This window comes from Pseudomonas sp. KH_017 (assembly GCF_057840285.1).
In genome coordinates, this window is record NZ_CM174509.1 from 4535270 (window position 1) to 4559304 (window position 24035).

Below are 24035 nucleotides of genomic sequence, written 5' to 3' on the forward strand. Positions count from 1 at the left end.
GCGTTTCCCACACAAAATTGGTGGGTCTGGGCAGATTCGAACTGCCGACCTCACCCTTATCAGGGGTGCGCTCTAACCAACTGAGCTACAGACCCAATTTCGAGCTGCTAAGGCCGACCTCACCCTGCTCTTAACCACAGAGCATGGGGTACGCTCTAACCAACTAAGCTACAACCCCAAGGCTGCTTCTTATCGTCTTCTTCAATGAATCAAGCAATTCGTGTGGGAACTTATGGAGCAGCTGAGTCGTCGATTAAGGAGGTGATCCAGCCGCAGGTTCCCCTACGGCTACCTTGTTACGACTTCACCCCAGTCATGAATCACACCGTGGTAACCGTCCTCCCGAAGGTTAGACTAGCTACTTCTGGTGCAACCCACTCCCATGGTGTGACGGGCGGTGTGTACAAGGCCCGGGAACGTATTCACCGCGACATTCTGATTCGCGATTACTAGCGATTCCGACTTCACGCAGTCGAGTTGCAGACTGCGATCCGGACTACGATCGGTTTTGTGGGATTAGCTCCACCTCGCGGCTTGGCAACCCTCTGTACCGACCATTGTAGCACGTGTGTAGCCCAGGCCGTAAGGGCCATGATGACTTGACGTCATCCCCACCTTCCTCCGGTTTGTCACCGGCAGTCTCCTTAGAGTGCCCACCATTACGTGCTGGTAACTAAGGACAAGGGTTGCGCTCGTTACGGGACTTAACCCAACATCTCACGACACGAGCTGACGACAGCCATGCAGCACCTGTCTCAATGTTCCCGAAGGCACCAATCCATCTCTGGAAAGTTCATTGGATGTCAAGGCCTGGTAAGGTTCTTCGCGTTGCTTCGAATTAAACCACATGCTCCACCGCTTGTGCGGGCCCCCGTCAATTCATTTGAGTTTTAACCTTGCGGCCGTACTCCCCAGGCGGTCAACTTAATGCGTTAGCTGCGCCACTAAGAGCTCAAGGCTCCCAACGGCTAGTTGACATCGTTTACGGCGTGGACTACCAGGGTATCTAATCCTGTTTGCTCCCCACGCTTTCGCACCTCAGTGTCAGTATCAGTCCAGGTGGTCGCCTTCGCCACTGGTGTTCCTTCCTATATCTACGCATTTCACCGCTACACAGGAAATTCCACCACCCTCTACCATACTCTAGCTCGTCAGTTTTGAATGCAGTTCCCAGGTTGAGCCCGGGGCTTTCACATCCAACTTAACGAACCACCTACGCGCGCTTTACGCCCAGTAATTCCGATTAACGCTTGCACCCTCTGTATTACCGCGGCTGCTGGCACAGAGTTAGCCGGTGCTTATTCTGTCGGTAACGTCAAAACACTAACGTATTAGGTTAATGCCCTTCCTCCCAACTTAAAGTGCTTTACAATCCGAAGACCTTCTTCACACACGCGGCATGGCTGGATCAGGCTTTCGCCCATTGTCCAATATTCCCCACTGCTGCCTCCCGTAGGAGTCTGGACCGTGTCTCAGTTCCAGTGTGACTGATCATCCTCTCAGACCAGTTACGGATCGTCGCCTTGGTGAGCCATTACCTCACCAACTAGCTAATCCGACCTAGGCTCATCTGATAGCGCAAGGCCCGAAGGTCCCCTGCTTTCTCCCGTAGGACGTATGCGGTATTAGCGTTCCTTTCGAAACGTTGTCCCCCACTACCAGGCAGATTCCTAGGCATTACTCACCCGTCCGCCGCTGAATTCAGGAGCAAGCTCCTGTCATCCGCTCGACTTGCATGTGTTAGGCCTGCCGCCAGCGTTCAATCTGAGCCATGATCAAACTCTTCAGTTCAAACATCTTTGGGTTTTGAGAAAACCCTAAACTTGGCTCAGCAATCGTTGGTTACATCTTTGATTTCTCGCGGAGTAACTTGTGATGCTGATAATCTGTTGACTAGCAGTCTGACTCCACAAGCACCCACACGAATTGCTTGATTCAGTTGTTAAAGAGCGGTTGGTTAAGATCTTTCGTCTCAACCGAGGCGCGCATTCTACAGCAGCCTCATTTGCTGTCAAGTGATTATTTTCAGAAGTTTTCAAAGTTTCCCTTGTAACTTCAACCACTTGCGCTTCAGATCTCTCATCAGCGGGAGGCGAATTCTACAGCGTTACACGCTGCTGTCAACACCTCTTTTTCAACTCCCTTTCGGCTTCGATGAACTGAAGCAACTTGCTGTCGAAAACTGCATAACTCTTTGTTTACCAAGGAGTTTTCCGTTTCGACTGCGCCGGAAGTGGGGCGAATTATAGGCTCCCAGAATCTGCCGTCAAGCACTGATTTGGGTTTCTACCGAAATGTGCAAAAACGCTGCTTATATATAGACGCGCCCGCAGGGAATGCGCAGTATATTGCCCAACACAAATAGAAATACCCTTGATTCCTATATTTCGGACGATGCCACGCAATGAATGACCATCCTCGCAGCCTAGCCTCTACCTTGTTCTCGGTTGGGCTGCTGCTCATAGCCATGGCGTCGATCCAGTCCGGAGCCTCCCTGGCCAAAAGCATGTTCTCGGTTGTCGGCCCTCAGGGGACGACAACATTACGACTGATTTTTGCCAGCATAATAATGATGCTGATACTGCGTCCATGGCGGGCAAAACTCACCGCAAGATCCCTGCGCACCGTCATCGTCTACGGGATGGCGCTGGGCGGCATGAACTTCCTCTTCTATATGTCATTGCAAACAGTCCCGCTCGGCATCGCGGTGGCTCTTGAATTCACCGGCCCGCTGGCGGTGGCGATCTACTCCTCGCGTCGCGCGATCGATTTTTTGTGGATCGCCCTGGCTGCCGTCGGCTTACTGTTACTGATACCGACAGGAGAAGCGAGCGCAGACATCGATCTGGTAGGCACCGGTTATGCCTTGGGTGCCGGGGTCTGCTGGGCGCTGTACATTTTGTTCGGCCAAAAAGCCGGGGCCGACAATGGCGTGCAAACCGCCGCGCTGGGGGTGATGATCGCTGCGCTATTCGTAGCCCCCATCGGCATTGTCCATGCCGGTTCCGCTCTGCTGACCCCGTCATTGATCCCGGTAGCCCTCGGCGTCGCCATCTTGTCCACTGCCCTCCCCTACACCCTGGAGATGGTCGCACTGACCCGCATGCCGGCCAGAACCTTCGGCACACTGATGAGTATCGAGCCTGCCTTCGGCGCGCTATCTGGCTTGCTGTTCCTTCATGAATACCTCTCTCTGTCACAATGGATGGCAATCATGTGCATCATTCTGGCATCCGTCGGCGCAACCATGACCATGAGCACTGCCGCCAGGCCAGTAGTAACGGCAGATTGAGAGCGGATATGACACGGGTCTGGTATTTGCCGCCCAATTAGGCCATGTTTAGCCCCGCAACCCAGAGTCATACCACGGATAATTTCAGGTAGGGATATCGGTACGCGTCTCGCGAAAGCGAATGCAGCCAGACCCGGGCACAAGATCCGGGGACGCTATAAGGACAGTAATGAAACGAATTTTGATTTTGATCGCCGTACTTGCAATTGCGGGCTGCGCGGCGACATCAGACACACAGATCAAGCACGGCAAGAGAGGGCTACACATCAACTGTTCCGGACTGTCTTCGTCCTGGGACAAGTGCTACGCCAGCGCTGCCAACTCCTGCGCACCCAAGGGATACAAGGTCATCGCCAAATCGGGAGATGCCGTGGAAGAGCCCGGCGATTATCCGTTTGGCCTCAATCCTGCGGGTTATACCAGCCGCAGCATGATTGTCATCTGCAAATAGGCAGCGCTGTCGCGTCAGGTTCTCGGACTTGCGATCTGACGGCCGATTTCCTCGTAACTGGACTTCAGCACTGTGCGCTGGATATCCGGGCTAGCCAGCATGCGCGCCACGACCAGCGCGCCAATACATTGCGACAGAATCGCCCATGCCAGGCTGTCGCTTTGCAGAACACCCGCCCAACGTTCATGAAGCCGACAAATCCAGTGCTCTGCCTGTTGACGGACAGTCAGGTCGGAACGGGCAATTTCCGCTCCCAATGCCGGCAATGCACAACCGGTTTCCGGATTCTCGACGTGAGACATACTCAGGTACTGTTTCAAGCAGCGCTCAAGCTTGTCACGGTCCTGCCCCTCCCCCAGTCGCGTCAGGCTTTGCCCCAACTCACGCTCGACTATGCTTGCGAACAACTCGTCTTTCGACGAGAAGTGGCTATAGAAGGCGCCGCCACTCAAGCCAATCGCTTTCATCAGGCCGTCCACGCCCACCGTTGAAAATCCGGACTTCTTGGCCGATACCGCACTGCTTTCCAGCAGCCTTTGCCTGGTTTCCAGCTTGTGACTGGCCGAATAACGCATTGTCCTTCCCCCTGGATTGCTCGCCTTGACGTCTGTCGAATCATAGCATAACGTTCGTTTAGTTAACGATCGTTTACCAAAAGGGATCTACCCATGAATAACAAGAAGGTCGTACTGGTCGTCGGTGCAGGTGATTCCACGGGCGGCGCCATTGCCAAGCGTTTTGCCCAGGAGGGTTTTGTCGCCTGCGTCACCCGCCGCAGTGCGGACAAGCTCCAGCCACTGGTGGATGCCATCGAGGCCGATGGTGGCGAGGCCCACGGTTTCGCCTGCGATGCCCGCAAGGAAGACGATGTGGTGGCACTGGTCGAGCAGATCGAAAGCGAGATCGGCCCCATCGAGGCGTTCGTGTTCAACATCGGCGCCAACGTGCCGTGCAGCATTCTCGAAGAAACCGCCCGCAAGTATTTCAAGATCTGGGAAATGGCCTGTTTTTCCGGTTTTCTCAATGCCCGTGAAGTGGCCAAACGCATGGCCAAGCGCCAGCGGGGCACGATCCTGTTCACCGGTGCTACCGCCGGCCTACGCGGTGCCGCCGGCTTTGCCGCATTTGCCGGTGCCAAGCACGGCATTCGTGCACTGGCGCAAAGCATGGCCCGAGAGCTCGGCCCGATGAATATTCACGTTGCCCATGTCGTCGTCGACGGCGCCATCGATACCGATTTCATCCGCGACAGCTTCCCCGAGAAATACGCGACCAAGGATCAGGACGGCATCCTCAACCCCGAACACATTGCCGAGAATTACTGGTACCTGCACAGCCAGCCCCGCGACGCCTGGACTTTCGAACTGGACCTTCGCCCCTGGAGCGAACGCTGGTAAGCCCTCCCCTACAACAATAAGCAGAGCGCACCGACCATGAGCAAAACCGTGGAATTCCTTTTTGACCTGGGCAGCCCCACCACTTACCTGGCGTATACCCAGCTACCGGCAATCTGTGAGCAAACCGACAGCCAACTGATCTACGTCCCGATCCTGCTCGGCGGTGTGTTCAAGGCCACCGGCAACGCCTCCCCGGCGACCGTTCCGGCCAAGGGCCGCCACATGATTCAGGACCTCGACCGCTATGCCCGGCGCTACGGCGTGCCACTGAAGTTCAATCCGCATTTCCCGATCAACACCCTGATGCTGATGCGTGCCGTGACCGGCATTCAGCTGCTCTATCCCGAGCGTTTTGTCGCGTTCATTGACTGCCTGTTCAAGGCCCTGTGGGTCGACGGCCGCAACCTCAATGACCCGGCAACCGTGGCCGCGGTGCTGAGCGGCAACGGTTTTAATCCCGATGAGGTGCTGGCACTGACCGCCGACGAAACAGTCAAGGCAACGCTCAAGGACAATACCGACAAAGCGGTGCAGCGCGGTGTATTCGGCGTACCAAGCATGTTTGTCGATAACCAGCTGTACTTCGGCCAGGATCGACTGGACTTCGTTCTCGAAGCCTTGAGTTAAGTCCCGACCATCAACCGCCCCTTTACCGCTCCCGACAAGAGCAGTACATGGGCTGTTAGGCTGTGCCCCGGCGAATCGTCGCCAATTCGCCAAAGTCAGAGCCTTTGTCGACTACATGAGCCAGGCGCTGGAGACAGCGCCCGGTTACAGCCAATCAGATAGTCGCGGTGCGAGTGTTCAGCCACTCCAGCGCAGCACCTTCGACCAACGGACTCAGGCGTCCGCGCACTTCGGCGTGGTAGGCGTTGAACCACTGTTTTTCCTCGTCCGACAGCAGCGAGGTTTCCAGGCAGCGCGTATCGATCGGGCACAGGGTCAGCGTTTCGAACTTCAGGAACTCGCCGAATTCGCTTTTGCCTGCCTCACGGTTCATCGCCAGGTTTTCGATCCGCACACCCCAACGACCCGGACGGTAGGTGCCCGGCTCAATGGACGTGATCATGCCGGGTTGCATCGCGGTTTGCGGTGCAGGCGCGGCCTGATAAGCGATGACTTGCGGACCTTCGTGGACGTTCAGGAAGTAACCGACGCCATGACCGGTGCCGTGACCGTAGTCGACACTTTCCGCCCAGATGGGCGCACGGGCGATGGCATCGAGCAGCGGCGACAGGATGCCTTTCGGGAACTGCGCGCGGGACAAGGCAATCACGCCCTTGAGCACGCGGGTGCAGTCGCGTTTTTGCTCATCGGTCGGTGTGCCCACCGCAACCATCCGCGTGATGTCGGTGGTGCCGCCCAGGTACTGGCCGCCGGAGTCGATCAGCAGCAGACCGTCCCCTTCGATCACCGCATGTTCTTCTTCGGTGGCATGGTAGTGCGGCATCGCGCCATTGGCATTGAACGCGGCGATGGTGTTGAAACTCAGCGAGACATAATCCGGACGGCGCTCACGGGCGGCGGTGAGTTTTTCGTCGATGGTCAGTTCGGTGATGCGCTCGCGCCCCAGCGCCGAGTCCAGCCAGGCGAAGAATTCGCACAGCGCTGCGCCGTCCTGTTCCATGGCCTGACGGATGTGTTCGGCATCGGCCAGGCTTTTTTGCGATTTGGCCAGGGTGGTCGGGTTCAGGCCTTCGATCAGCTTCACCCCGCTGTTCAGGTTGTCCAGCAACCCCGCCGTGACCCGCGCCGGGTCGACTTGCAGGCTCGCACCGCTCGGCACGGCGCGCAGTGCGGCGGCGACCTCGCTGTAATCGCGCAAGGTCACGCCGTCCTGCTCGAGGATGGCGCGCAGCTCGGCGCTGACTTTGCTCAAGGCGACAAACAGCGTGGCCTGCTGTTGATTGATCAAGGCGAAAGAAACAAACACCGGGTTGAACGACACGTCGCCGCCACGCAGGTTGAACAGCCAAGCGATGTCATCCAGGGTGGCGATGAAATGCCAGTCGGCACCCCGCGCCTGCAGGGTTTCACGCAGTTTGGCGAGTTTTTCGCCACGGCTGACGGTCGCCTGTGGTGGCAGGTGCTGATAGATCGGTTCGTTCGGCAGGCCTGGGCGGTCGCTCCAGACGCCGCTCAGCAGGTCGATGTCGGTGCGCAGGCGGGCGCCACGCTCTTCAAGTTTACCGCTCAGGGTCCGTGCCGAAGCCACGGCCATGACCGCGCCATCGACCGCGACAACGCCCCCCTCGGGGGTTTGCTCGGCCAGCCATTCCAGTGGCCCGGGTTGACCCGGTTGCAGCTTGACCAGGTCAATGCCGCTGCCCTTGAGTTCCTTGGTCGCCTGCTCCCAATAACGGCTGTCGGCCCAGACGCCGGCAAAGTCCGGGGTCACGATCAGGGTGCCGACCGAACCATGGAAACCCGATAACCACTGGCGCCCTTGCCAGTAACCCGGCAGGTATTCGGACAGGTGCGGGTCGGCCGACGGCACCAGCAAGGCGTGAATGCCCTCCCGGCTCATCAGTTCGCGGGTTTGCGCCAGGCGCTGGGGCACCGATCCATTGATCGAAAGCTGCGTATTCATCGTGTCTCCTGCTAATCACTTCATCATTATTGTTGAGTGCCGATCAGCGCCGGCACTTCGTCGCCCTATTGCCAGAATGCCGGAGCACTGGCGCAGGCTGCCTTGATCAGTTGAACCGCCTGGTCGATGTCCTGCTCGGTGGTGAAACGCCCGAGGCTCAAGCGGATGGTACGACCAGCCGAGCGGGCGTCGTGCCCTAGGGCCAGCAGTACATGGGATGGGGTATTGCTCGCGGAATTGCAGGCCGAGGTCGCGGAAAACGCGATCGAGGCCAGCAACGCCGCCGGGTTGAACTCACCTTCGTCGAAGGTCAGGCTCAGGGTATGGGGAATGCGCCGGGTCGGGCTGCCGTTGAGACGCATGCCTGGAACACTTTGCAATTGCTCGAGCAAGCGCTCACGCAAACGCACGATGGTGGCTTTCTCTTCATCGAACACAGCCGCCGCCAGTGCAAAGGCCGCGCCCATGGCCACGATCTGATGGGTCGCCAGCGTGCCGGAACGCAAACCGCCCTCATGCCCGCCGCCATGGATCTGCGCCTGCAAACGCTGTTGTGCACGTGGGCCGACGTACAACGCACCAATGCCTTTGGGGCCATAGAGCTTGTGCGCGGAAAACGACATCAGGTCCACCGGCCACTGCGCGAGATCGATCGCCACTTTGCCCGCGCCCTGTGCGGCGTCGACATGGAACAACGCCCCGCGATCACGCACGACCTGACCGATGGCGGGAATGTCGTTGAGGGTGCCCAGTTCGTTGTTGACCAGCATCAGCGACACCAGGAAGGTGTCCTCGCGCATGGCTTCGCTGACCGCTTGCGCCGTGATCAGGCCCTCGGCGTCCGGCACCAGATAGGTCACCGCGACACCGGCCTCATGCAGTTGCCTGGCGGTATCGAGAATGGCCTTGTGTTCGATCTGGCTGGTGATGATATGGCCGCCGCCAGTGCCGCGGGCCTGGGTCACGCCTTTGAGCGCGAGGTTGTTGGATTCGGTGGCGCCCGAGGTCCAGACGATCTGCCCGGGCGTCGCGCCGACCAGTTCGGCGACCTGACACCTCGCCTGTTCGACCGATTGCCGGGCCTGCTGGCCGAAGACGTGGGAGCTGGAGGCCGGGTTGCCGAAATTGCCGGTAAAGCCCAGACACTCGACCATCACCTTGATGACCCGCTCATCCACCGGCGTGGTGGCGGCGTAATCGAAATACAACGGACGTTTATTCATAAAAGACTCGCAGAGCGTGTTCCGGGATCAGGAAGCTCGTGACTGCAAACGGCAAAGCGCAGCCTTGTGAGCTGCGCGCTGTTTTCAGAACGCTACCAATACCTGATCGGATGCCGTTAAAGAAGAATTACTTCATTTAAAAGTGCGTAGGAACGCTCCTGAAAAGTCAGCTTAACAGGCATCGGGCAACCGGTTGAAGCAATGCGTCAGCTAAAGCTTTCAAGCAACAGCGGATACAGCGAACCCACGAGCAGCGCGGCCATGCCCCAATTGAACAGGCGCAGCCAGCGGCGATCCTTCAGAACGTTGCGCAACAGCGTGCCGCAAGCGGCCCAGACACCGACGCTCGGCAGGTTGATGATCGCAAAGACGGCCGCGATCACGATCACATTCGTGAAGTAACCCTGCATCGGCGTGTAGGTGCTGATAGCGCCAATGGCCATGATCCAGGCCTTGGGATTGACCCACTGGAACGCGGCGGCGCCCAGATAGCTGATCGGTTTCGCCTCGCCCTGCTGACTCTCCGACATGGGCCCGGAATGGGCGATTTTCCAAGCCAGATACAGCAAATACGCCGCCCCCACATAACGCAGCACGGTGTAGAGCAAAGGGTAAGTCTGGAACACCGCACCAAGGCCGAAACCGACCGCCACCACCAGAACAAAGAAGCCACAAGTGATGCCGAGCATGTGCGGAATCGTGCGGTTGAAGCCGAAGTTCACCCCGGATGCCAGCAACATGGTGTTGTTCGGGCCAGGTGTGATCGAGGTGACGAGGGCAAACAGGGCGAAGCCCAGCAGCAGGTCGAGTGAGAGCGTCATGGGTGGTAGTCCGTCAGGGTCGGTCAGGTGTTGACCCTATCGCACACCCTGGGCGAAACCCATGGACAGTTAGGCAAAACTTGGAGCAGTACAGTTTCGCCTCAGCTTGGACGACCGTGAAGCTGTACAGATCGCCCGGCGTTCATTTCACCCTGGTTGTCGAAGTTGAACGACTTTTGCGGCTGGCCGAGCAGTTCGGCTTTTTTCGCGTGGTATTCGTCGAAGGACAATCCGCGGCGGTTCAGCGCCTCCAGCGCCAGTTCCTTGCTTTCTTCAGCCGTGTAAGGCCGAAGCTCAGGGGAAACATGGCTGGCACATCCGGCGAGTACGGAGACGGCGAGCATCAGCAAAGTGGCAATCATCGGTTTCATTTTGGCGTCCTGGCGACTGGGTTCGAGGCAATGAACACAGGCTACTCGCGCCTCCCGGGCAGCAGAAATCAACGCTTTCAATAGTGGCTATCAAGAAATGGCGATCATTGTCGATGTGCTGGGAGAACGCGGCCCGGGAGCGCACTGGTTGGAGTCGACTTGATGGCACTTGAATGGCGCTGCTGCTCGTCGGGCACTCGGTGAGGCGAAAGAGGCTGGCCTATATTTATTCGGTCGTACAACGGCACAGGTACTTTCTATTCACAAAACAGGAACAAGGAGATCCATCATGAGCGTCAAACCCATTCCAGAGGGGTATCACAGCGTCACCCCCTATCTGGGCATCAACAAAGCCGCCGAAGCCATCGCCTTCTACAAAAAAGCCTTTGGCGCCATTGAAATCATGCGCCTGGACATGCCCGATGGCGGTGTCGGCCACGCCGAACTGCGCATCGGCGATTGCCCGATCATGCTGGGCACACCGTGCGATCAAGGGCCGCTGAGCAACCCGGACAATTCGCCGTCCGTGGGTCTGCATTTGTACGTGACGGATGTCGACAAGTCCTACAAACAGGCGATCGATGCCGGCGCAACCGTTGTGTCGGAGGTCAAGGATCAGTTTTACGGCGACCGTTCAGGGACCTTGAAAGATCCGTTCGGGCACCTGTGGTTCCTGGCCACGCACAAGGAAGACCTGACCCAGGAACAGATCGAGCAACGGGCCAAGGAGATGTTTGCCCAGGGTTGAAATCCCTGGTGCTGGAGCGGGCCTCTTCGCGAGCAGGCTCGCTTGTATGCTAGGACTTGAAGGGAGGAGGAGGGACAAGGCTCGATTCTGACTGTTAGCGCAGTACAGATCCGTGGGAGATTTCGCCCCTCCTCCTTTCACCCAAGCGCCGATAAAGAATGCATCTGGCTAGACCGACGATAGGAACAAGCCTGCGCCTCTGGGTGAGCCCTTCAAGTGCTCAAAACCATATCTCGGGGGATGTTCAATGGCAATGCCGGTTTCTGCTATCAAACCAATCGTGGGCGTGGATGTCGCCAAGAATGAATTGATGATCTATCAGGCCGAACTGGATCTGCTTGAGACGCTTCCCAATAACAAGCCAGCCATCAAGAAATGGCTGAAAGCCTTGCCGGCACCGGTCGATGTCGCGATTGAGTCGACCAATATCTATCACCTGGAGTTCGCCGACCTGGCCCATGAGGCCGGTTGCACCATTTACATGGTCGGCGGCTATGAACTGAGTCACTACCGCAAAGGTGTGAAGGTTCGCGCCAAAACGGACGCACTGGATGCAAAGTTGCTCGCTCGTTATCTGAAGAACGAGTATGAAGAGCTCCATCCATGGATTCCGCCATCGCCGCTGTACCGCTGCCTCTTGAGCCTTTTCCGCCGGCGCGCGGCGCTGGTTCAGGCGCGGGTTGGCCTGGTGCAGAGCTGGACAAATGAACCGCTGCTCAAAGCCGCTTTTGCCGAGCAAGTGGCCTCCATGCAGAGGCTTGAAGGGCTGGTCGAGAAAATGATCAACGACCGCCTGAAAGAGGCCGGCTTGCTTGCCCAGTTGAAGCGTTGCATGAAAGTTGAAGGTATTGGCTTTCTGACTGGCGCCCGCTTGATCGCGGCCTTTCAGCGAGGCGATTTCAGAAATGCAGATGCCTTCATCGCGTTTTTGGGGATGGATTTGCGGGTATCGCAGTCAGGACAAAAAGACGGTCGCCGCAGCCTGACAAAGCGAGGCGATCCGGAGGCGCGTCGGCTTTTGCACAACGCTGCCATGTCGGCCAGCCGCACAGCCGCCTGGAAAGGTTTTTACCAAGAACAAAGAGCTAAAGGGTTCAGTACTACGCAGGCACTGGTGATCTTGGCCCGTAAACTGGCCCGGATCGTATTTGCACTGCTGAAAGGGCAAGGTGAATACCAACCGAAAGCAGGTTGAGGGCTTCCCCTCAACCATAGAATCTCCCACAGGGGCCCCGCCTTCAACAGCACCGCCGACTTGCTGATCACTTGCGCAAGCAAGCCCGCCCACAAGCGTCGGCAATGAGAAACATTTTCTTTCATTTCCCCTTTCGGGATTTCCCCTGCTCATTCGTCCTACATAGATGCAGTCCTTTCGCCTAGGCAAAAGCCACGACTGGACCTTCAGGGCGCTCATCCCTGCGAAGCCCGCAGCCGAGCTGCCTCTCATCGAGCCAAGACCTCCAACATGTCAAAGAAGTCCCGTTCAAAAATCTGGTTCCTGGTCCATAGCTGGCTGGCGTTGCCGATCTGGTTTTTCGTGCTGATCGTCTGTGTGACCGGAACCCTGGCCGTCATCAGCCAGGAGATCGTCTGGCTGGCCAACCCGCCAATGCGCGCCAGCCAGCCCTCGGACGATGCTCCGCTGCTCAGCTACCAGCAGGTCCTCGAGGCCATCAACAGGGCCGAACCGCAGACCGTAGTGCAGAGCATCAGCCGCCCCGACGAGTCGCACTTCGCACTGGATGTCGAAGTCAGCTACCCCGACGGGCGCTCGGTGGTGATTTATGTCAATCCGTACAGCGGCGTGATCCAGGGCGTCGCGCCGGAGTTCAACTTCCGCGCCTTTACCCGCGCGCTGCACGCTTGGTGGCTGGTGCCGTTCACCAATGGTTACAGTTGGGGCTGGTACCTGGTGTCGTTTCTCGGCTTGCCCTTGCTGGCGTCGCTGATCACCGGGCTGGTGGTCTACAAACGCTTCTGGAAAGGCTTCTTCCGCCCGACCCTGCGCATTCGCCACGGCGCGCGGATTTTCTGGGGCGACTTTCACCGCTTGAGCGGCATCTGGTCGATCTGGTTCATCGCGGTGATCTCCGTCACCGGCACCTGGTTCCTGATCCAGGCCTTGCTGTCCGATAACCAGATTTCCATTTCCACGGAAAAGATCATCCCGGCGATGTCCCGCGAAGCGGTGCCGCTGTCAGCCGATGGCTCGCCCCCGACGCGTATCGACCTCGACCGCGCGATTGAAATCGCCACACAGGAAATCTCCGGGCTGGAAGCCAGTTTCGTCAGTCTGCCGGGTAATGCCTACAGCCACCTGGATGTCGGCGGACGCGGCTGGTATCCGTTGATGTTCCAGACCGCCACGATCAACCCGTACAACGGCGAAATCGCCGCCTCGCGCCTGATCTCGGACCGTTCGGCCCTGGAGTTCGTCACCGAGTCCATGCGCCCGCTGCACACCGGCGATTTCGGCGGACTGTGGATCAAGCTGATCTGGGCATTCTTCGGCCTGTTGCTGAGCATGATGGTGCTCAGCGGTCTGCTGGTCTGGACCAAGCGCACGGCGCTGGCCACGACTAATGCCTTCAAACGCAGCAACAAGAAACAACGCGACACCAGGGCACAACCGGCCACAAACAACGAAGTGTCGGAGGTCGACCTGTGAGCAAAGACATTGCAGCACCGCAACCTTCGCGCCTGAGTGTGTTCTGGCACCAATGGCGCTTTCACCTGAACGTCCTGTTGCTGCTCATCCCACTCGGTTTCATGCCCAAGTACTTCGCCGACGAGGCATTAATGCGCGGCGACAGTGGCCTTGGCGAACGGGAGGTCGGCGAAGTCCGGGTCGGCCCCTGGAGCCTGCGCCTGGCGGAATTGCGCAACTCAGCGCCGATGCTCGAAGGCCCCGCCGGCTACATGAAGGGTTTCAACGCCGCGCTGTGCGAGGCCTGTATCGGCCAGGTCAAGGCCACTTACCTGCGTATCGGCAAGCCCCGCAGCCTGCGCGCCGCCGGGGTGATTTTCTTCGGCGCCCCGTACCGCATGGGCGCGTCGCTGCCCGTCCCGGAAAAGACCAGTGCCGACGCCGAACTGTGGATCACCATGGAAGGCTGGGACGGTGCCATGCATCAGGCATCCATTCCGTTGAGCCAGGCCTCCCCCGCCACCATCGCCTGGTTGAACAAACAAGGAGGCAAACCATGATCAACCCTTTTCGCCCGCTCAACGCCTTGTTGCTGGTGCTCTGCGCCGGCTTCAGCGCCAGCGCCCTGGCCCATAACCCGATGTGCGAATGCAAGGCCATCGACGCGGAGCAGATCAAGTGCACCGGCGGTTTTTCCGACGGCAGCGGCGCTCCGGGCGTGACCCTCGATGTGATCGGCTACGACGAAACCATCCTGGTGCCGGGCAAGCTCGGGCCTGATTCGACCCTGACCTTCAAAAAGCCCGGCGCCGAGTTCTATGTGCTGTTCGATGCCGGCCCCGGTCACGTCGTGGAAATCGACCAAGCGGACATCGAGGCACCATGAGCACTCCAACAACTCAAGTCGTGCGCCCGGCCGGGGCCGGTCACGAAAGCCTCTACGTTCTGCTGTTGTGCCTGATGATCTTGGCGGTGGCCGGCTCGGTGGTACTTTGGCGTGGTGAACCCCATGAGCAGAGCAGCGTCAGCAGCCATCAACTGGATGCGCGCCGTGACCTCAGTGCATCCGAGCAAGGTATCTACGCCGATTTGCGGGTGACGCTGGACGAGATTCATTTGCTGCGCCAGGAACATCAAGCGCTGCCGACACCCGAGGCGCTGGCCGAGGAAGGGTTTGCACCGTTTGCCCGGGACGCAAGCTCCGTCAGCCGGGGCGGCCATGCCTGGCAATTGCTCGACGCCAAGGCCTATTTCGGCCAGAGCCAGACGCCGACGGTCGCCGGTTCGTTTCTGCTGCGCCTGAGCGCAACCGCCGATGCCGCACCGGACATCTGGCTCAACCGCGCCAACACGCTCACGGCACCGGCCGACCTCAGCGATTCCGCGCTCGAAAGCGCCGGCTGGCAGCAGGTCATCGCCCAATTCGATGCCGGCGTGACCCGCCAGCACCGGCACTGAACCCTCGCCTTTTTCCGAGAGAAGACCGCTTTCCCATGCCCAATTCATCTCACCGTAGTTTTTTGCGCCTGCTGCTGGTCGGCTTGCTCGCCTGCCTGCTGCCCTCACTGGCCAGCGCCGACGAAGCCAAGCGCCTGCGCATCGGCATCACCCTGCATCCCTACTACAGCTACGTGGCGAACATCGTCGGCGACAAGGCCGAGGTGGTGCCGTTGATTCCGGCCGGTTTCAATCCGCATGCCTACGAGCCCCGCGCCGAAGACATCAAGCGCATCAGCGGGCTGGACGTGATCGTCCTCAATGGCGTCGGTCATGACGATTTCGCCGACCGCATGATCGCCGCCAGCGAAACCCCGAACGTGCCGGTGATCGAAGCCAACGAAAACGTACCGCTGCTGGCCGCCACCGGCGTTGCCGCCCGCGGTGCCGGCAAGGTGGTGAACCCGCACACCTTCCTGTCGATCAGCGCCTCCATCGCCCAGGTCAACAACATCGCCCGGGAGCTGGGCAAGCTCGATCCGGCCAACGCCAAGACCTATACCGAAAACGCCCGCGCCTACGGCAAGCGCCTGCGCAAGATGCGCGCCGATGCCCTGGCCAAACTGACCCAGGCACCGAACGCCGAACTGCGGGTGGCAACCGTGCACGCGGCCTACGACTACCTGCTGCGTGAGTTCGGACTGGAAGTGACGGCCGTGGTCGAACCGGCCCACGGTATCGAGCCAAGCCCGAGCCAGTTGAAAAAAACCATCGATCAACTGCGTGAGCTGGACGTGAAGGTGATCTTCTCGGAGATGGATTTCCCTTCCACTTACGTCGACACCATCCAGCGCGAATCCGGGGTGAAGCTGTATCCGCTGTCGCACATCTCCTACGGCGAATACACCGCCGGCAAGTACGAAAAGGAAATGACCGGCAACCTCGACACCGTGGTGCGGGCGATTCAGGAGTCCGGCCAATGACATCGAAAGAAACCATCCTGGCCGATGCAGAATCCCCTGTGGGAGCGAGCCTGCTCGCGAAGACGCCCAGTCAGTCAACATCATCGTTGAATGACACACCGCTTTCGCGAGCAAGTCGAATCGTCGCACCGCCGCTCCCACAGGTTTCGGGGCCGACCCTGGATTTTGCTGACGTCAGCCTGACCCTCGGGCGCACGACGATCCTCGACAACGTAACCTTTCAGGTCCGCCCCGGCAGCGTGCACGCCCTGGTCGGCCCCAACGGCGGCGGCAAGAGTTCGCTGATCAAGACCCTGCTCGGGCAAATGCCGCATCAGGGTCGCTTGAGCCTGCAATGGCCCGCGGTGCCTGGGACCATCGGCTATGTGCCACAGGCGCTGGAGTTCGACCGGGGCTTGCCGATGACCGTCGACGATTTCATGGCCGCCATGTGCCAGCGTCGCCCGGCCTTTCTCGGTTTGAGCAAACACTACGCGACAGCGATTGGCGAGGCGCTGGAGCGGGTCGGCATGCAGGACAAACGCAAGCGCCGCATGGGCGCGCTGTCTGGCGGCGAACGGCAACGGGTGTTGCTGGCCCAAGGGCTGATTCCGCCTCCGCAACTGCTGGTGCTCGACGAACCGATGTCGGCCCTCGATGAGGCCGGCATCCGGGTGTTCGAACGCTTGCTCGGCGACTGGCGAGCAGCGGGCATTACGGTGCTGTGGATCGAGCACGACCTGGAAGCGGTCGGGCGCCTGGCCGATCACGTCACCGGGCTCAATCGCCGGGTGCTGTTCGACGCCACGCCGCAACAGGCGCTGACACCGGAGCGTCTGTTGACGCTGTTCTCGACCCACCCACGGAGCCTTGCCTGATGAGTTACGAAGCTTTTCGCCTGATGGTCCAGGGCTGGGCGTCGTCGGGTTATCTGCCCGAGGCGCTGGCCTATGGGTTCGTGGTCAACGCCTTGATCGCCGGGCTGCTGATCGGCCCGGTGCTGGGAGGCCTGGGCACGCTGGTGGTGGTCAAGCGCTTCGCGTTTTTCTCCGAGGCGGTCGGTCACGCTGCGCTGACCGGCGTGGCCATCGGCATTCTGCTCGGCGAACCCTACACCGGGCCTTACGGCAGCCTGTTCGGCTACTGCCTGCTGTTCGGCATCCTGCTCAATTACCTGCGCAACCGCACCGGCCTGGCGCCGGACACCTTGATCGGTGTGTTTCTCTCGGTGTCGCTCGCCTTGGGCGCGAGCCTGCTGCTGATTCTGGCGGGCAAGATCAACGTGCATATTCTGGAAAACGTGCTGTTCGGCTCGGTGCTGACGGTCAACGGCAATGACCTGCTGGTGCTGGCCATCGTCGGTTCGCTGGTCATGGCCCTGGCCTTGCCTTTGTACAACCGCATCATGCTCGCCAGTTTCAATCCGCAACTGGCGGCGGTACGCGGGGTGGCGGTGAAAACCCTGGATTACCTGTTCGTGATTCTGGTGACGCTGATCACCGTCGCCGCAGTGAAGGTCATCGGCGCGATTCTGGTCGGCGCCCTGCTGGTGATTCCGGCCGCCGCGGCACGCCTGCTCAGCCAATCGCTGAAGGGCTTTTTCTGGTGTTCGGTGCTGATCGCCACCGTCAGCACCCTGTGCGGGATTCTCGCGCCGATCGTCTTCGACCTGCCGATCCCGTCCGGCGCCGCAATCATCCTCGTGGCCGGTATCGCCTTCGCCCTGGCCGCCCTCGCGCGCGGCGTCGTCCCCAGCCTGAAAGGGAACCTTGGATAAATGACTTTTTCACTGCGTCAACTGACCCTCGCCGTTGCCCTGTGCGGGCTGGCGACAACGGCCATGGCCACCGACAACGGCAAACCGCTGCGTGTACTGGCCTCCTTGCCGATTACTTACGGGTTGGGTGAAGTCTTGCTCAAGGGCACCGATGTCAGCCTCGAACGCGCGGCCCCGGCCAACCTGCCCGGCAGCCGTCAGACCGCCTACTTCACCGGCCGTGGCGCCCCGGCGCTGGCCAAACTGGCGGACGAAGCCGATGCGGTGATCGGCCTGCGCTCACTGTGGCCGGATGACCCGCTGTACCCGATCTCCCGGCGCAGCAACATCCGTATCGTCGAAGTCGACGCCGCCCGCCCGGTGGACGCCGCCCTGCCCGGCATAGCCGTACAGCCCGACAACAAGGTCGAGGGGCTGAACAGTCAGCCGTGGTTCTCCAGCAATAACATGGGGCGCATGGCCGATGTGATGGCGGCGGACCTGGTACGCCTGGCGCCCGAGGCCAAGCCGAAAATCGACGCCAACCTGGCAGCACTCAAGCAGCGCTTGCTAAAGCTCAGTGCCGCCAGCGAAGCGCGGCTGGCCAATGCGGACAACCTCAGTGTGATGAGCCTCAGCGATCACTTTGGTTACCTGGTCGGCGGCCTCAATCTGGAATTGATCGAACAGGACGCACGCGCCGATGCCGAGTGGACACCCGAAGCGCTCACGCAATTGGCCACGACGCTCAAGGACAATGACGTGGCGGTGGTGCTGCATCACCGGCAGCCGTCGGATGCGCTGAAAGCGGTGATTACCGGGTCGGGTAGCCGGTTGGTGGTGTTGAGCACCGATGCCGAGGATCCGGTGGCTGAGCTGGAGGGGAATGTGGATCTGGTCATCAAGGGGCTTAGTGGCGTGTAACCTCAGTTGGACCGCGTTATCGTTCTTCGCGAGCAAGCCCGCTCCCACAGTGGATTTGTGTCGCGCCATAAATCCAATGTGGGAGCGGGCTTGCTCGCGAAAGCGGCCGGACAGACAACACAAACTCCAGACCTGAAAAAGCCCGCTGACTGTCACCAGTCCAGCGGGCTTCTTTTTGCATGACGGATCAGTGCGCCACAGCCGCCTGCTCGTCCATCTTCTGCCGCAGGCTCAACGGGCGCATGTCGGTCCAGGTCTCTTCGATGTAGGCCAGGCATTCCTTTTTCAGCCCGCTTTTGCCCACGGTGCGCCAGCCTTGTGGCACGGCCTTGTAGTCGGGCCAGATCGAGTATTGCTCTTCGTGGTTGACCACGACCTGAAAGAGGATGTCCTCGCGGTCGAATACTGACGTCATGGTGTCTCTCCATCGTTATCGGGCGGGCTGCGCTGTGTGCGCAGCCGTTATGTAGAAAGAACGTTCCGCAGGGCGGAAAATTTAAAGGCTGGCGGTGGCGGCGGCCAGGGCCCGGCCGAAGATTTCGGCCACGCGATCGATCTGCGCAGCAGTAATCACCAGCGGCGGCAGGAAGCGCACCACCGCGCCATGACGGCCACCGAGTTCCAGGATCAAGCCGCGCTTGAGGCATTCGCGCTGCACCAGGGGTGCCAGGCGGGCGAAGGCCGGCGGATGGCCTTGGGCGTCCAGCGCGCCCGCCGGGTCGACCAGTTCGACGCCGAGCATCAAGCCACGCCCGCGAATGTCACCCAGTTGCGCGAAGTCCCGCTGCAGGATGCGCAGGTGCTCGGCCAGGCGCTCGCCCATCGCGGCGGCATGCTCGCAGACCTTGTGTTCGACCAGATAACGCATCACCGCGGAACCGGCGGCCATGGCCATCTGATTGCCGCGGAACGTCCCGGCATGGGCGCCCGGCAGCCAGGTGTCGAGCCAGTCGCGATAGACCACCACCGCCAGCGGCAGGCTGCCGCCGATGGCCTTGGACAGCACCACGACATCGGGAATGATCCCGGCATGCTCGAAGGCGAACATCTTGCCGGTGCGGGCGAAGCCACTCTGGATTTCATCGACGATCAGCGCGACACCCGCCTGTTCAGTGATCCGCCGCACACCGCGCAACCAGTCCAGATCCACCGGGATCACCCCGCCCTCGCCCTGCACCACTTCCACGATCACCGCCGCCGGCAATTGCACGCCAGCCTCGGGATCGTTGAGCAGGTTTTCCAGGTAACTCAGGTTGGCATTGACCCCTTGCGCGCCGCCGAGCCCGAACGGGCAGCGGTAATCGTAAGGGTACGGCATGAACTGCACGCCACTGCCGAGCAAGGCGCCCAAGGGCTTTTTCGGCCCCAGGCTGCCCATCAGGCTCAACGCGCCCTGACTCATGCCGTGGTAACCCCCCTGGAACGACAGCACGGTGCTGCGACCAGTGGCGGTGCGCACCAATTTCAGTGCGGCTTCCACGGCATCGGTGCCGGTCGGGCCACAGAACTGGATCTTCGCTTCAGCGGCCAGTGCTGGTGGCAGCAAGCCGAACAAGTCCTGGACAAACTGATCCTTGACTGGCGTGGTCAGGTCCAAGGTGTGCAGCGGCAGTTCATCGGTCAGCACTTGTTGAATGGCTTCGATCACCACCGGGTGATTGTGCCCCAGGGCCAGGGTTCCGGCTCCCGCCAGACAATCGATGAAGGTTCGACCTTCGACGTCTTCGACATACAGGCCCCTGGCGCGCTTGAGTGCCAGGGGAATGCGCCGCGGATAGCTGCGGGCGTTGGATTCCTGCCGGCTCTGACGGGCGAGCAGCGGCGATTCGTTGAATTGATAAAGCGTCTCGGCGGGCGTCGCCGGCTGCTCTTCGATAAGGCTGGTAGCGACTGACATCTCTCGACCCCTCAATACGCTGTGGATAGTGACCAAAACTGCACACCGGGCAGGTACGCGCTCCGGTCACGGGGCGCACTTGTCAGGTTTTCCTGTTCTGGAAACGCATCAGCGCTGGAAGGATTTAGGCGGATGGAGAGAAGTTACAGTCGATGGCAAACACAGTTCCCTTGTGGGAGCGGCGGTGCGGCGATCCGACTTGCTCGCGAAGGCGGCGTAACAGTCGACATAGATGTTGAATGTGATGGCCTCTTCGCGAGCAAGCCCGCTCCCACAGGGTATGGTGGTGTTTTCAGACCGGTTGCAGCGGCATCGTCAGCTCAACCCGCAAGCCGTCCGGCCTGCTATCGAAATGCAGCGTGCACCCGCAACGCTGAACGATGGCCTGGACAATCGCCAGCCCCAGACCACAACCGGTGCTCTGGCCGTTGCGCCAGAAGCGCTGGGTCAGGTGTTGCAGATCTTCTTCGGCGATCCCCGGCCCATGGTCGCGCACCACGAACTGCACACGATTGCCGGTGGTTTCCAGGCTCAACTCCACCGTTTTGTCGGCAGCGGTATGGCGCAGTGCGTTGTCGAGCAAGTTGCGCAGCGCGGCAATCGACAGTACGGCGGGCATTTGTACCGGCGCGGCGGAAACCTTGTCCGGTGCCTGAAACCTGATGCGCTGGCGATCGCCGCTCGCCGCGTCCTGGATCGCCAGTTTCGCCACTTGCTCGGCATTGCATTGCACACCGTCGTCAAACGACAGACTGCCCTCGACGCGCGCCAGCAACAGCAATTGCTCAAGTGTGCGGTGCATGCGGTCGGCGCCCTCTTCGGCTCGGGCCAGGGACTGATCACGGGCACTGCCTTCAGTCATCCGCGCCACTTGCAGGTGGGTCTTGATCGCGGTCAACGGGCTGCGCAGTTCGTGAGCCGCATCCCCGGTCAGGCGACGCTCGCGCTCGATGGTCTTGCCGATGCGCTGGAGCAACTGGTTCTGGGTTTCCAGCAAAGGTTGCAGCTCGCTGGGCAGCGGCTGGATCTGCAAGGGTTCGAGAGAGTCGGCGCTGCGGCGCATCAAGGCGTCGCGCATGCGGTTGAGCGGCGCCAGCCCCTGGCCGATGCCCAGCCAGAGCAAACACAGACAACCGAGCAGCGCCACGCCCACCGGCACCGAAGCGGCCAGCAGGATCGACATGTTCAACGCCTCGCGCTCGATCTGCCGGTCGGCGGTGGTGATGCGCAGATCGCCCCGGGCCAGGGTAAAGCTGCGCCACGGCGCGCCGTCGATCATCTGATCGTGAAAACCGAGTTTCTCGGCCTCCAGGGTCTGCTGCGGCTCGGTGTGACTGCGGGCGAGGATTTCACCGCGCAACGAGCTGACCTGACAGGCCATGCCGCCCGGAATGTTCAGCTGTTCGGCACTGAAGTGGGTGCCCTCGCCCTTGCTCGGCACGGGTGGCAGCTGCTCCATCAGGCCGGCGACCATGCGTGCCGACGCGACCAGGCGCTGGTCGAGGGAAAACATCATTTGATTGCGCAAATCGCTGAGCATCCAGGCCGCGGCCAAGGCCCAGATCAAGGCAAAGGCGGCGCCGAGCGTCAGGCTCAGGCGCAAACGCAGACTCATCACTTCGATTCTTCTCCGCCATCAGCCGGCCCCAGGCGATAGCCCAGGCCGCGCACCGTCTCGACAATGCCGTTGCCGAGCTTGCGCCGCAGGTGATGGATATGGACGTTGAGGGCGTTGCTTTCCAGTTCGTCGTTGAAACCGTAGACGCTGTCCTTGAGTTGTTCGGTGGACAACACGCGGCCGCGGTTATGCAGCAAGGCCTGCAGCAATGACTGCTCGCGACGCGACAGGTCCACCGGCTGCCCCGCGAGCCTGGTTTCGCGGCTGCTCGGGTCGTAGGTCAGGGCGCCATGCTCGATCAGGTTGACGCTGCGCCCGGCCACCCGCCGCAACAGCGTGTGCAAGCGTGCAGCGAGTTCGCGCAAGTCGAACGGCTTGAGCAGATAATCGTCGGCGCCGGCCTGCAGGCCATCGACGCGGTCAGTGACCGAGTCCCGGGCGGTGAGGATCAAGACCGGCAACTCCAGGCCTTGATGGCGCAACTGCTGCAGCAGCTTGAGGCCATCTTCGTCCGGCAACCCGAGGTCGAGCACCATCACGTCGAACTCCGCCACCTTGAGCATCGCCCGGGCGGCGGACGCCGTGGCGACGTGTTCCACGGTCAGGCCCTGGGCGGTCAGGCCGGCGACGATACCGCTGGCGATCAATTCATCGTCTTCGCAAACCAGTACGTGCATGGTGAAACCTTCGCAAATATGACGATTGGATACACCGCCGATTAACCCCGGATTATGCCTGCGATCCAGAGAGTAACGATGGCGCGCCAGAATTGATTGAATGCAATACATATGTACCGCACCCATACCCACTCCTCTCAATAGTCTGTGTCGGGTAGCACTCAAATTCAATTCAACACAGGCACTTATTACTATGTATACCCACGAATCCGCGCTCAAGACACTTTTCAATCTGCGTGACGGGCTGGTCATGCAAACCACCCAAGTGACCGAACTGCAAACACAAGCCACGACCAAGGGTCTGGCATTGTACAACCTGGGCGAGTTCACCCAGTCGCAAACCTATCTGACGATCGGCGCGACGGCTGGCAATCGGGATGCGCAATACGCCTTGGGCGAAGTCTTCAGGCACCGGGCAAATGGCCTGACCGATGACGCAAAAAAATGGTATGGACTGGCCGCGGCGCAAAATCACGTGTACGCCTTGATGCGGCTGGGCGACGATGACTCGCTGAAAAAAGCCAAAGAACTGGCCCAGGTAGAGGCGGACAAAGGCAACGCCGACGCCATGCTTGAGCTGTACGAATTGGACCAGGACATTGCGACGCTGAAAAAAGCGGCCGATACCGGATCGATGGAGGCTCAGTACATTCTCGCGATCAAGTACGAGGAGGACAAAACGCTCATTGTCGACCAGACAGAGAGAGATACCGCCATCAACGACTTGCTGAAAAAAGCCGCTGACAATGGTTTCTCCAGAGCTATGCATTGGTCTGCCAATCGACCGCCGGCCCTCTGGGATCTCCCTGTCAGGCGTCAATTGGTTGAAAAACGCGCACAGCGCAATGATGTCTACGGACTGCTGAATTATGGCCGTGCCCTCGGTGGTTTCTACACAGCTGAAGATGGCACCGACGAATATGGCTTCACGGAGGATCCGGTCAAAAGTTACGGTTTGTTCTGGCTGATCACCGAAACCACCCGGGAGTTGCCCGTGCATACCCTGGCCACGCAGGACCTCCAGTCCGTTGCAACAGACATGACAGCCGATCAGATCGCCGCGGCCAAAGTCTTTGCCCGGCAGTGGGAGGCCGATCATCCACCAATGTCCGAGTACAGGCTGACCTATAACGATATCAAGTGACTAGGCGTGGCCAGTAACGCCAAGTTGTATCAGCCCAGGCGCACGCTCGATTTTTTGGCGTTAACACCCGGTTAATCGAT

General features: G+C 60.1%; 24 protein-coding genes, 1 tRNA gene and 1 rRNA gene. 15 read left to right on the forward strand and 11 right to left on the reverse strand.

Annotated elements, in window-relative coordinates; genetic code table 11:
* Window positions 1-18: 18 nt before the first annotated feature.
* A tRNA-Ile gene (locus tag AC3IT6_RS20550) sits at window positions 19-95 on the reverse strand.
* 159 nt (window positions 96-254) lie between these two features.
* Window positions 255-1791: ribosomal RNA gene (locus AC3IT6_RS20555) — 16S ribosomal RNA — on the reverse strand.
* A gap of 613 nt (window positions 1792-2404) precedes the next feature.
* Here AC3IT6_RS20555 and rhtA point away from each other — a divergent pair.
* Together rhtA and AC3IT6_RS20565 are read left to right on the forward strand one after the other, a co-directional pair.
* Window positions 2405-3292 (forward strand): threonine/homoserine exporter RhtA, encoded by an 888-nt coding sequence (gene rhtA, locus AC3IT6_RS20560; RefSeq protein ID WP_489352377.1) that lies wholly within the window; start codon window positions 2405-2407, stop codon window positions 3290-3292.
* A 169-nt stretch (window positions 3293-3461) separates the two neighbouring features.
* The gene (locus AC3IT6_RS20565) at window positions 3462-3743 is read left to right on the forward strand and encodes a hypothetical protein (protein ID WP_489352379.1); all 282 of its coding nucleotides are present in this window, start codon (window positions 3462-3464) and stop codon (window positions 3741-3743) included.
* Between the two features lie 14 nt (window positions 3744-3757).
* On the opposite strand, the gene AC3IT6_RS20570 is transcribed toward AC3IT6_RS20565, so the two are convergent.
* Complete coding sequence (locus AC3IT6_RS20570) at window positions 3758-4318, reverse strand: TetR/AcrR family transcriptional regulator (RefSeq protein WP_489352381.1); 561 nt, start codon at window positions 4316-4318, stop codon at window positions 3758-3760.
* A 93-nt stretch (window positions 4319-4411) separates the two neighbouring features.
* On the opposite strand from AC3IT6_RS20570, the gene AC3IT6_RS20575 reads away from it, so the two are divergent.
* Complete coding sequence (locus AC3IT6_RS20575) at window positions 4412-5140, forward strand: SDR family oxidoreductase (RefSeq protein ID WP_489352383.1); 729 nt, start codon at window positions 4412-4414, stop codon at window positions 5138-5140.
* Window positions 5141-5176: 36 nt separating this feature from the next.
* Window positions 5177-5767, forward strand: a complete 591-nt coding sequence (locus AC3IT6_RS20580; protein WP_489352385.1) for a 2-hydroxychromene-2-carboxylate isomerase — start codon at window positions 5177-5179, stop codon at window positions 5765-5767.
* Between the two features lie 154 nt (window positions 5768-5921).
* Here AC3IT6_RS20580 and AC3IT6_RS20585 read toward each other — a convergent pair whose 3' ends face one another.
* From AC3IT6_RS20585 to AC3IT6_RS20600, 4 genes are all read right to left on the reverse strand, one after another.
* A complete protein-coding gene (locus tag AC3IT6_RS20585; RefSeq protein WP_489352387.1) occupies window positions 5922-7730 on the reverse strand; it encodes an aminopeptidase P family protein in 1809 nt (602 codons plus the stop codon).
* 65 nt (window positions 7731-7795) lie between these two features.
* Entirely contained in the window at window positions 7796-8953 is a 1158-nt protein-coding gene (locus tag AC3IT6_RS20590; RefSeq protein WP_489352389.1) for a cysteine desulfurase family protein, read from the reverse strand.
* Between the two features lie 206 nt (window positions 8954-9159).
* Window positions 9160-9774, reverse strand: coding sequence for a LysE family translocator (locus AC3IT6_RS20595; RefSeq protein WP_007993943.1), 615 nt, complete (start codon window positions 9772-9774; stop codon window positions 9160-9162).
* Between the two features lie 101 nt (window positions 9775-9875).
* Entirely contained in the window at window positions 9876-10145 is a 270-nt protein-coding gene (locus AC3IT6_RS20600; protein WP_008054245.1) for a hypothetical protein, read from the reverse strand.
* Window positions 10146-10434: 289 nt separating this feature from the next.
* On the opposite strand from AC3IT6_RS20600, the gene AC3IT6_RS20605 reads away from it, so the two are divergent.
* From AC3IT6_RS20605 to AC3IT6_RS20650, 10 genes are all read left to right on the forward strand, one after another.
* Complete coding sequence (locus AC3IT6_RS20605; protein ID WP_489352391.1) at window positions 10435-10893, forward strand: VOC family protein; 459 nt, start codon at window positions 10435-10437, stop codon at window positions 10891-10893.
* Window positions 10894-11140: 247 nt separating this feature from the next.
* Window positions 11141-12088, forward strand: a complete 948-nt coding sequence (locus AC3IT6_RS20610; protein WP_489352329.1) for an IS110 family RNA-guided transposase — start codon at window positions 11141-11143, stop codon at window positions 12086-12088.
* 270 nt (window positions 12089-12358) lie between these two features.
* Window positions 12359-13561, forward strand: a complete 1203-nt coding sequence (locus AC3IT6_RS20615; protein ID WP_489352393.1) for a PepSY-associated TM helix domain-containing protein — start codon at window positions 12359-12361, stop codon at window positions 13559-13561.
* The gene (locus AC3IT6_RS20620) at window positions 13558-14100 is read left to right on the forward strand and encodes a thiamine pyrophosphate-binding protein (RefSeq protein ID WP_489352395.1); all 543 of its coding nucleotides are present in this window, start codon (window positions 13558-13560) and stop codon (window positions 14098-14100) included. The genes AC3IT6_RS20615 and AC3IT6_RS20620 overlap by 4 nt, the downstream gene beginning before the upstream one ends.
* On the forward strand, window positions 14097-14426 hold the full coding sequence (locus tag AC3IT6_RS20625; RefSeq protein ID WP_489352397.1) for a hypothetical protein: 330 nt from the start codon (window positions 14097-14099) through the stop codon (window positions 14424-14426). Before AC3IT6_RS20620 ends, AC3IT6_RS20625 begins: the two co-directional genes overlap by 4 nt.
* Entirely contained in the window at window positions 14423-14998 is a 576-nt protein-coding gene (locus AC3IT6_RS20630; RefSeq protein ID WP_489352399.1) for a DUF6162 family protein, read from the forward strand. The genes AC3IT6_RS20625 and AC3IT6_RS20630 overlap by 4 nt, the downstream gene beginning before the upstream one ends.
* A 35-nt stretch (window positions 14999-15033) precedes the next feature.
* Window positions 15034-15960 (forward strand): metal ABC transporter substrate-binding protein, encoded by a 927-nt coding sequence (locus AC3IT6_RS20635; protein WP_489352401.1) that lies wholly within the window; start codon window positions 15034-15036, stop codon window positions 15958-15960.
* Window positions 15957-16817 (forward strand): metal ABC transporter ATP-binding protein, encoded by an 861-nt coding sequence (locus tag AC3IT6_RS20640; RefSeq protein ID WP_489352403.1) that lies wholly within the window; start codon window positions 15957-15959, stop codon window positions 16815-16817. Before AC3IT6_RS20635 ends, AC3IT6_RS20640 begins: the two co-directional genes overlap by 4 nt.
* Window positions 16817-17716, forward strand: coding sequence for a metal ABC transporter permease (locus AC3IT6_RS20645; protein WP_056727050.1), 900 nt, complete (start codon window positions 16817-16819; stop codon window positions 17714-17716). Before AC3IT6_RS20640 ends, AC3IT6_RS20645 begins: the two co-directional genes overlap by 1 nt.
* A complete protein-coding gene (locus AC3IT6_RS20650) occupies window positions 17717-18619 on the forward strand; it encodes a metal ABC transporter substrate-binding protein (protein WP_489352405.1) in 903 nt (300 codons plus the stop codon). It abuts the gene before it with no gap.
* 187 nt (window positions 18620-18806) lie between these two features.
* Here AC3IT6_RS20650 and AC3IT6_RS20655 read toward each other — a convergent pair whose 3' ends face one another.
* The 4 genes from AC3IT6_RS20655 to AC3IT6_RS20670 form a co-directional block, all read right to left on the reverse strand.
* A complete protein-coding gene (locus AC3IT6_RS20655; protein WP_057713869.1) occupies window positions 18807-19034 on the reverse strand; it encodes an MbtH family protein in 228 nt (75 codons plus the stop codon).
* Window positions 19035-19115: 81 nt separating this feature from the next.
* Complete coding sequence (locus AC3IT6_RS20660) at window positions 19116-20516, reverse strand: aspartate aminotransferase family protein (RefSeq protein ID WP_489352408.1); 1401 nt, start codon at window positions 20514-20516, stop codon at window positions 19116-19118.
* 292 nt (window positions 20517-20808) lie between these two features.
* Window positions 20809-22134 carry an ATP-binding protein gene (locus tag AC3IT6_RS20665; RefSeq protein ID WP_489352410.1) on the reverse strand — a complete coding sequence of 442 codons (1326 nt, stop codon included), beginning with the start codon at window positions 22132-22134 and terminating at the stop codon, window positions 20809-20811.
* Window positions 22131-22811, reverse strand: a complete 681-nt coding sequence (locus AC3IT6_RS20670; RefSeq protein WP_489352412.1) for a response regulator — start codon at window positions 22809-22811, stop codon at window positions 22131-22133. Before AC3IT6_RS20670 ends, AC3IT6_RS20665 begins: the two co-directional genes overlap by 4 nt.
* A gap of 193 nt (window positions 22812-23004) precedes the next feature.
* On the opposite strand from AC3IT6_RS20670, the gene AC3IT6_RS20675 reads away from it, so the two are divergent.
* Window positions 23005-23955 carry a tetratricopeptide repeat protein gene (locus tag AC3IT6_RS20675; protein ID WP_489352414.1) on the forward strand — a complete coding sequence of 317 codons (951 nt, stop codon included), beginning with the start codon at window positions 23005-23007 and terminating at the stop codon, window positions 23953-23955.
* Window positions 23956-24035 lie beyond the last annotated feature (80 nt).

Excerpts from the sequence above, each read along its gene's own strand:
- AC3IT6_RS20570 (WP_489352381.1), bottom strand. The coding sequence starts at position 4,318 with ATGCGTTATTCGGCCAGTCACAAGCTGGAAACCAGGCAAAGGCTGCTG.
- AC3IT6_RS20610 (WP_489352329.1), top strand. The coding sequence starts at position 11,141 with ATGGCAATGCCGGTTTCTGCTATCAAACCAATCGTGGGCGTGGATGTC.
- AC3IT6_RS20565 (WP_489352379.1), top strand. The coding sequence starts at position 3,462 with ATGAAACGAATTTTGATTTTGATCGCCGTACTTGCAATTGCGGGCTGC.
- AC3IT6_RS20650 (WP_489352405.1), top strand. The coding sequence starts at position 17,717 with ATGACTTTTTCACTGCGTCAACTGACCCTCGCCGTTGCCCTGTGCGGG.
- AC3IT6_RS20670 (WP_489352412.1), bottom strand. The coding sequence starts at position 22,811 with ATGCACGTACTGGTTTGCGAAGACGATGAATTGATCGCCAGCGGTATC.
- AC3IT6_RS20615 (WP_489352393.1), top strand. The coding sequence starts at position 12,359 with ATGTCAAAGAAGTCCCGTTCAAAAATCTGGTTCCTGGTCCATAGCTGG.
- AC3IT6_RS20630 (WP_489352399.1), top strand. The coding sequence starts at position 14,423 with ATGAGCACTCCAACAACTCAAGTCGTGCGCCCGGCCGGGGCCGGTCAC.
- AC3IT6_RS20605 (WP_489352391.1), top strand. The coding sequence starts at position 10,435 with ATGAGCGTCAAACCCATTCCAGAGGGGTATCACAGCGTCACCCCCTAT.
- AC3IT6_RS20655 (WP_057713869.1), bottom strand. The coding sequence starts at position 19,034 with ATGACGTCAGTATTCGACCGCGAGGACATCCTCTTTCAGGTCGTGGTC.
- AC3IT6_RS20675 (WP_489352414.1), top strand. The coding sequence starts at position 23,005 with ATGTATACCCACGAATCCGCGCTCAAGACACTTTTCAATCTGCGTGAC.
- AC3IT6_RS20625 (WP_489352397.1), top strand. The coding sequence starts at position 14,097 with ATGATCAACCCTTTTCGCCCGCTCAACGCCTTGTTGCTGGTGCTCTGC.
- AC3IT6_RS20590 (WP_489352389.1), bottom strand. The coding sequence starts at position 8,953 with ATGAATAAACGTCCGTTGTATTTCGATTACGCCGCCACCACGCCGGTG.
- rhtA (WP_489352377.1), top strand. The coding sequence starts at position 2,405 with ATGAATGACCATCCTCGCAGCCTAGCCTCTACCTTGTTCTCGGTTGGG.
- AC3IT6_RS20645 (WP_056727050.1), top strand. The coding sequence starts at position 16,817 with ATGAGTTACGAAGCTTTTCGCCTGATGGTCCAGGGCTGGGCGTCGTCG.
- AC3IT6_RS20585 (WP_489352387.1), bottom strand. The coding sequence starts at position 7,730 with ATGAATACGCAGCTTTCGATCAATGGATCGGTGCCCCAGCGCCTGGCG.
- AC3IT6_RS20640 (WP_489352403.1), top strand. The coding sequence starts at position 15,957 with ATGACATCGAAAGAAACCATCCTGGCCGATGCAGAATCCCCTGTGGGA.
- AC3IT6_RS20580 (WP_489352385.1), top strand. The coding sequence starts at position 5,177 with ATGAGCAAAACCGTGGAATTCCTTTTTGACCTGGGCAGCCCCACCACT.
- AC3IT6_RS20600 (WP_008054245.1), bottom strand. The coding sequence starts at position 10,145 with ATGAAACCGATGATTGCCACTTTGCTGATGCTCGCCGTCTCCGTACTC.
- AC3IT6_RS20575 (WP_489352383.1), top strand. The coding sequence starts at position 4,412 with ATGAATAACAAGAAGGTCGTACTGGTCGTCGGTGCAGGTGATTCCACG.
- AC3IT6_RS20660 (WP_489352408.1), bottom strand. The coding sequence starts at position 20,516 with ATGTCAGTCGCTACCAGCCTTATCGAAGAGCAGCCGGCGACGCCCGCC.
- AC3IT6_RS20635 (WP_489352401.1), top strand. The coding sequence starts at position 15,034 with ATGCCCAATTCATCTCACCGTAGTTTTTTGCGCCTGCTGCTGGTCGGC.
- AC3IT6_RS20595 (WP_007993943.1), bottom strand. The coding sequence starts at position 9,774 with ATGACGCTCTCACTCGACCTGCTGCTGGGCTTCGCCCTGTTTGCCCTC.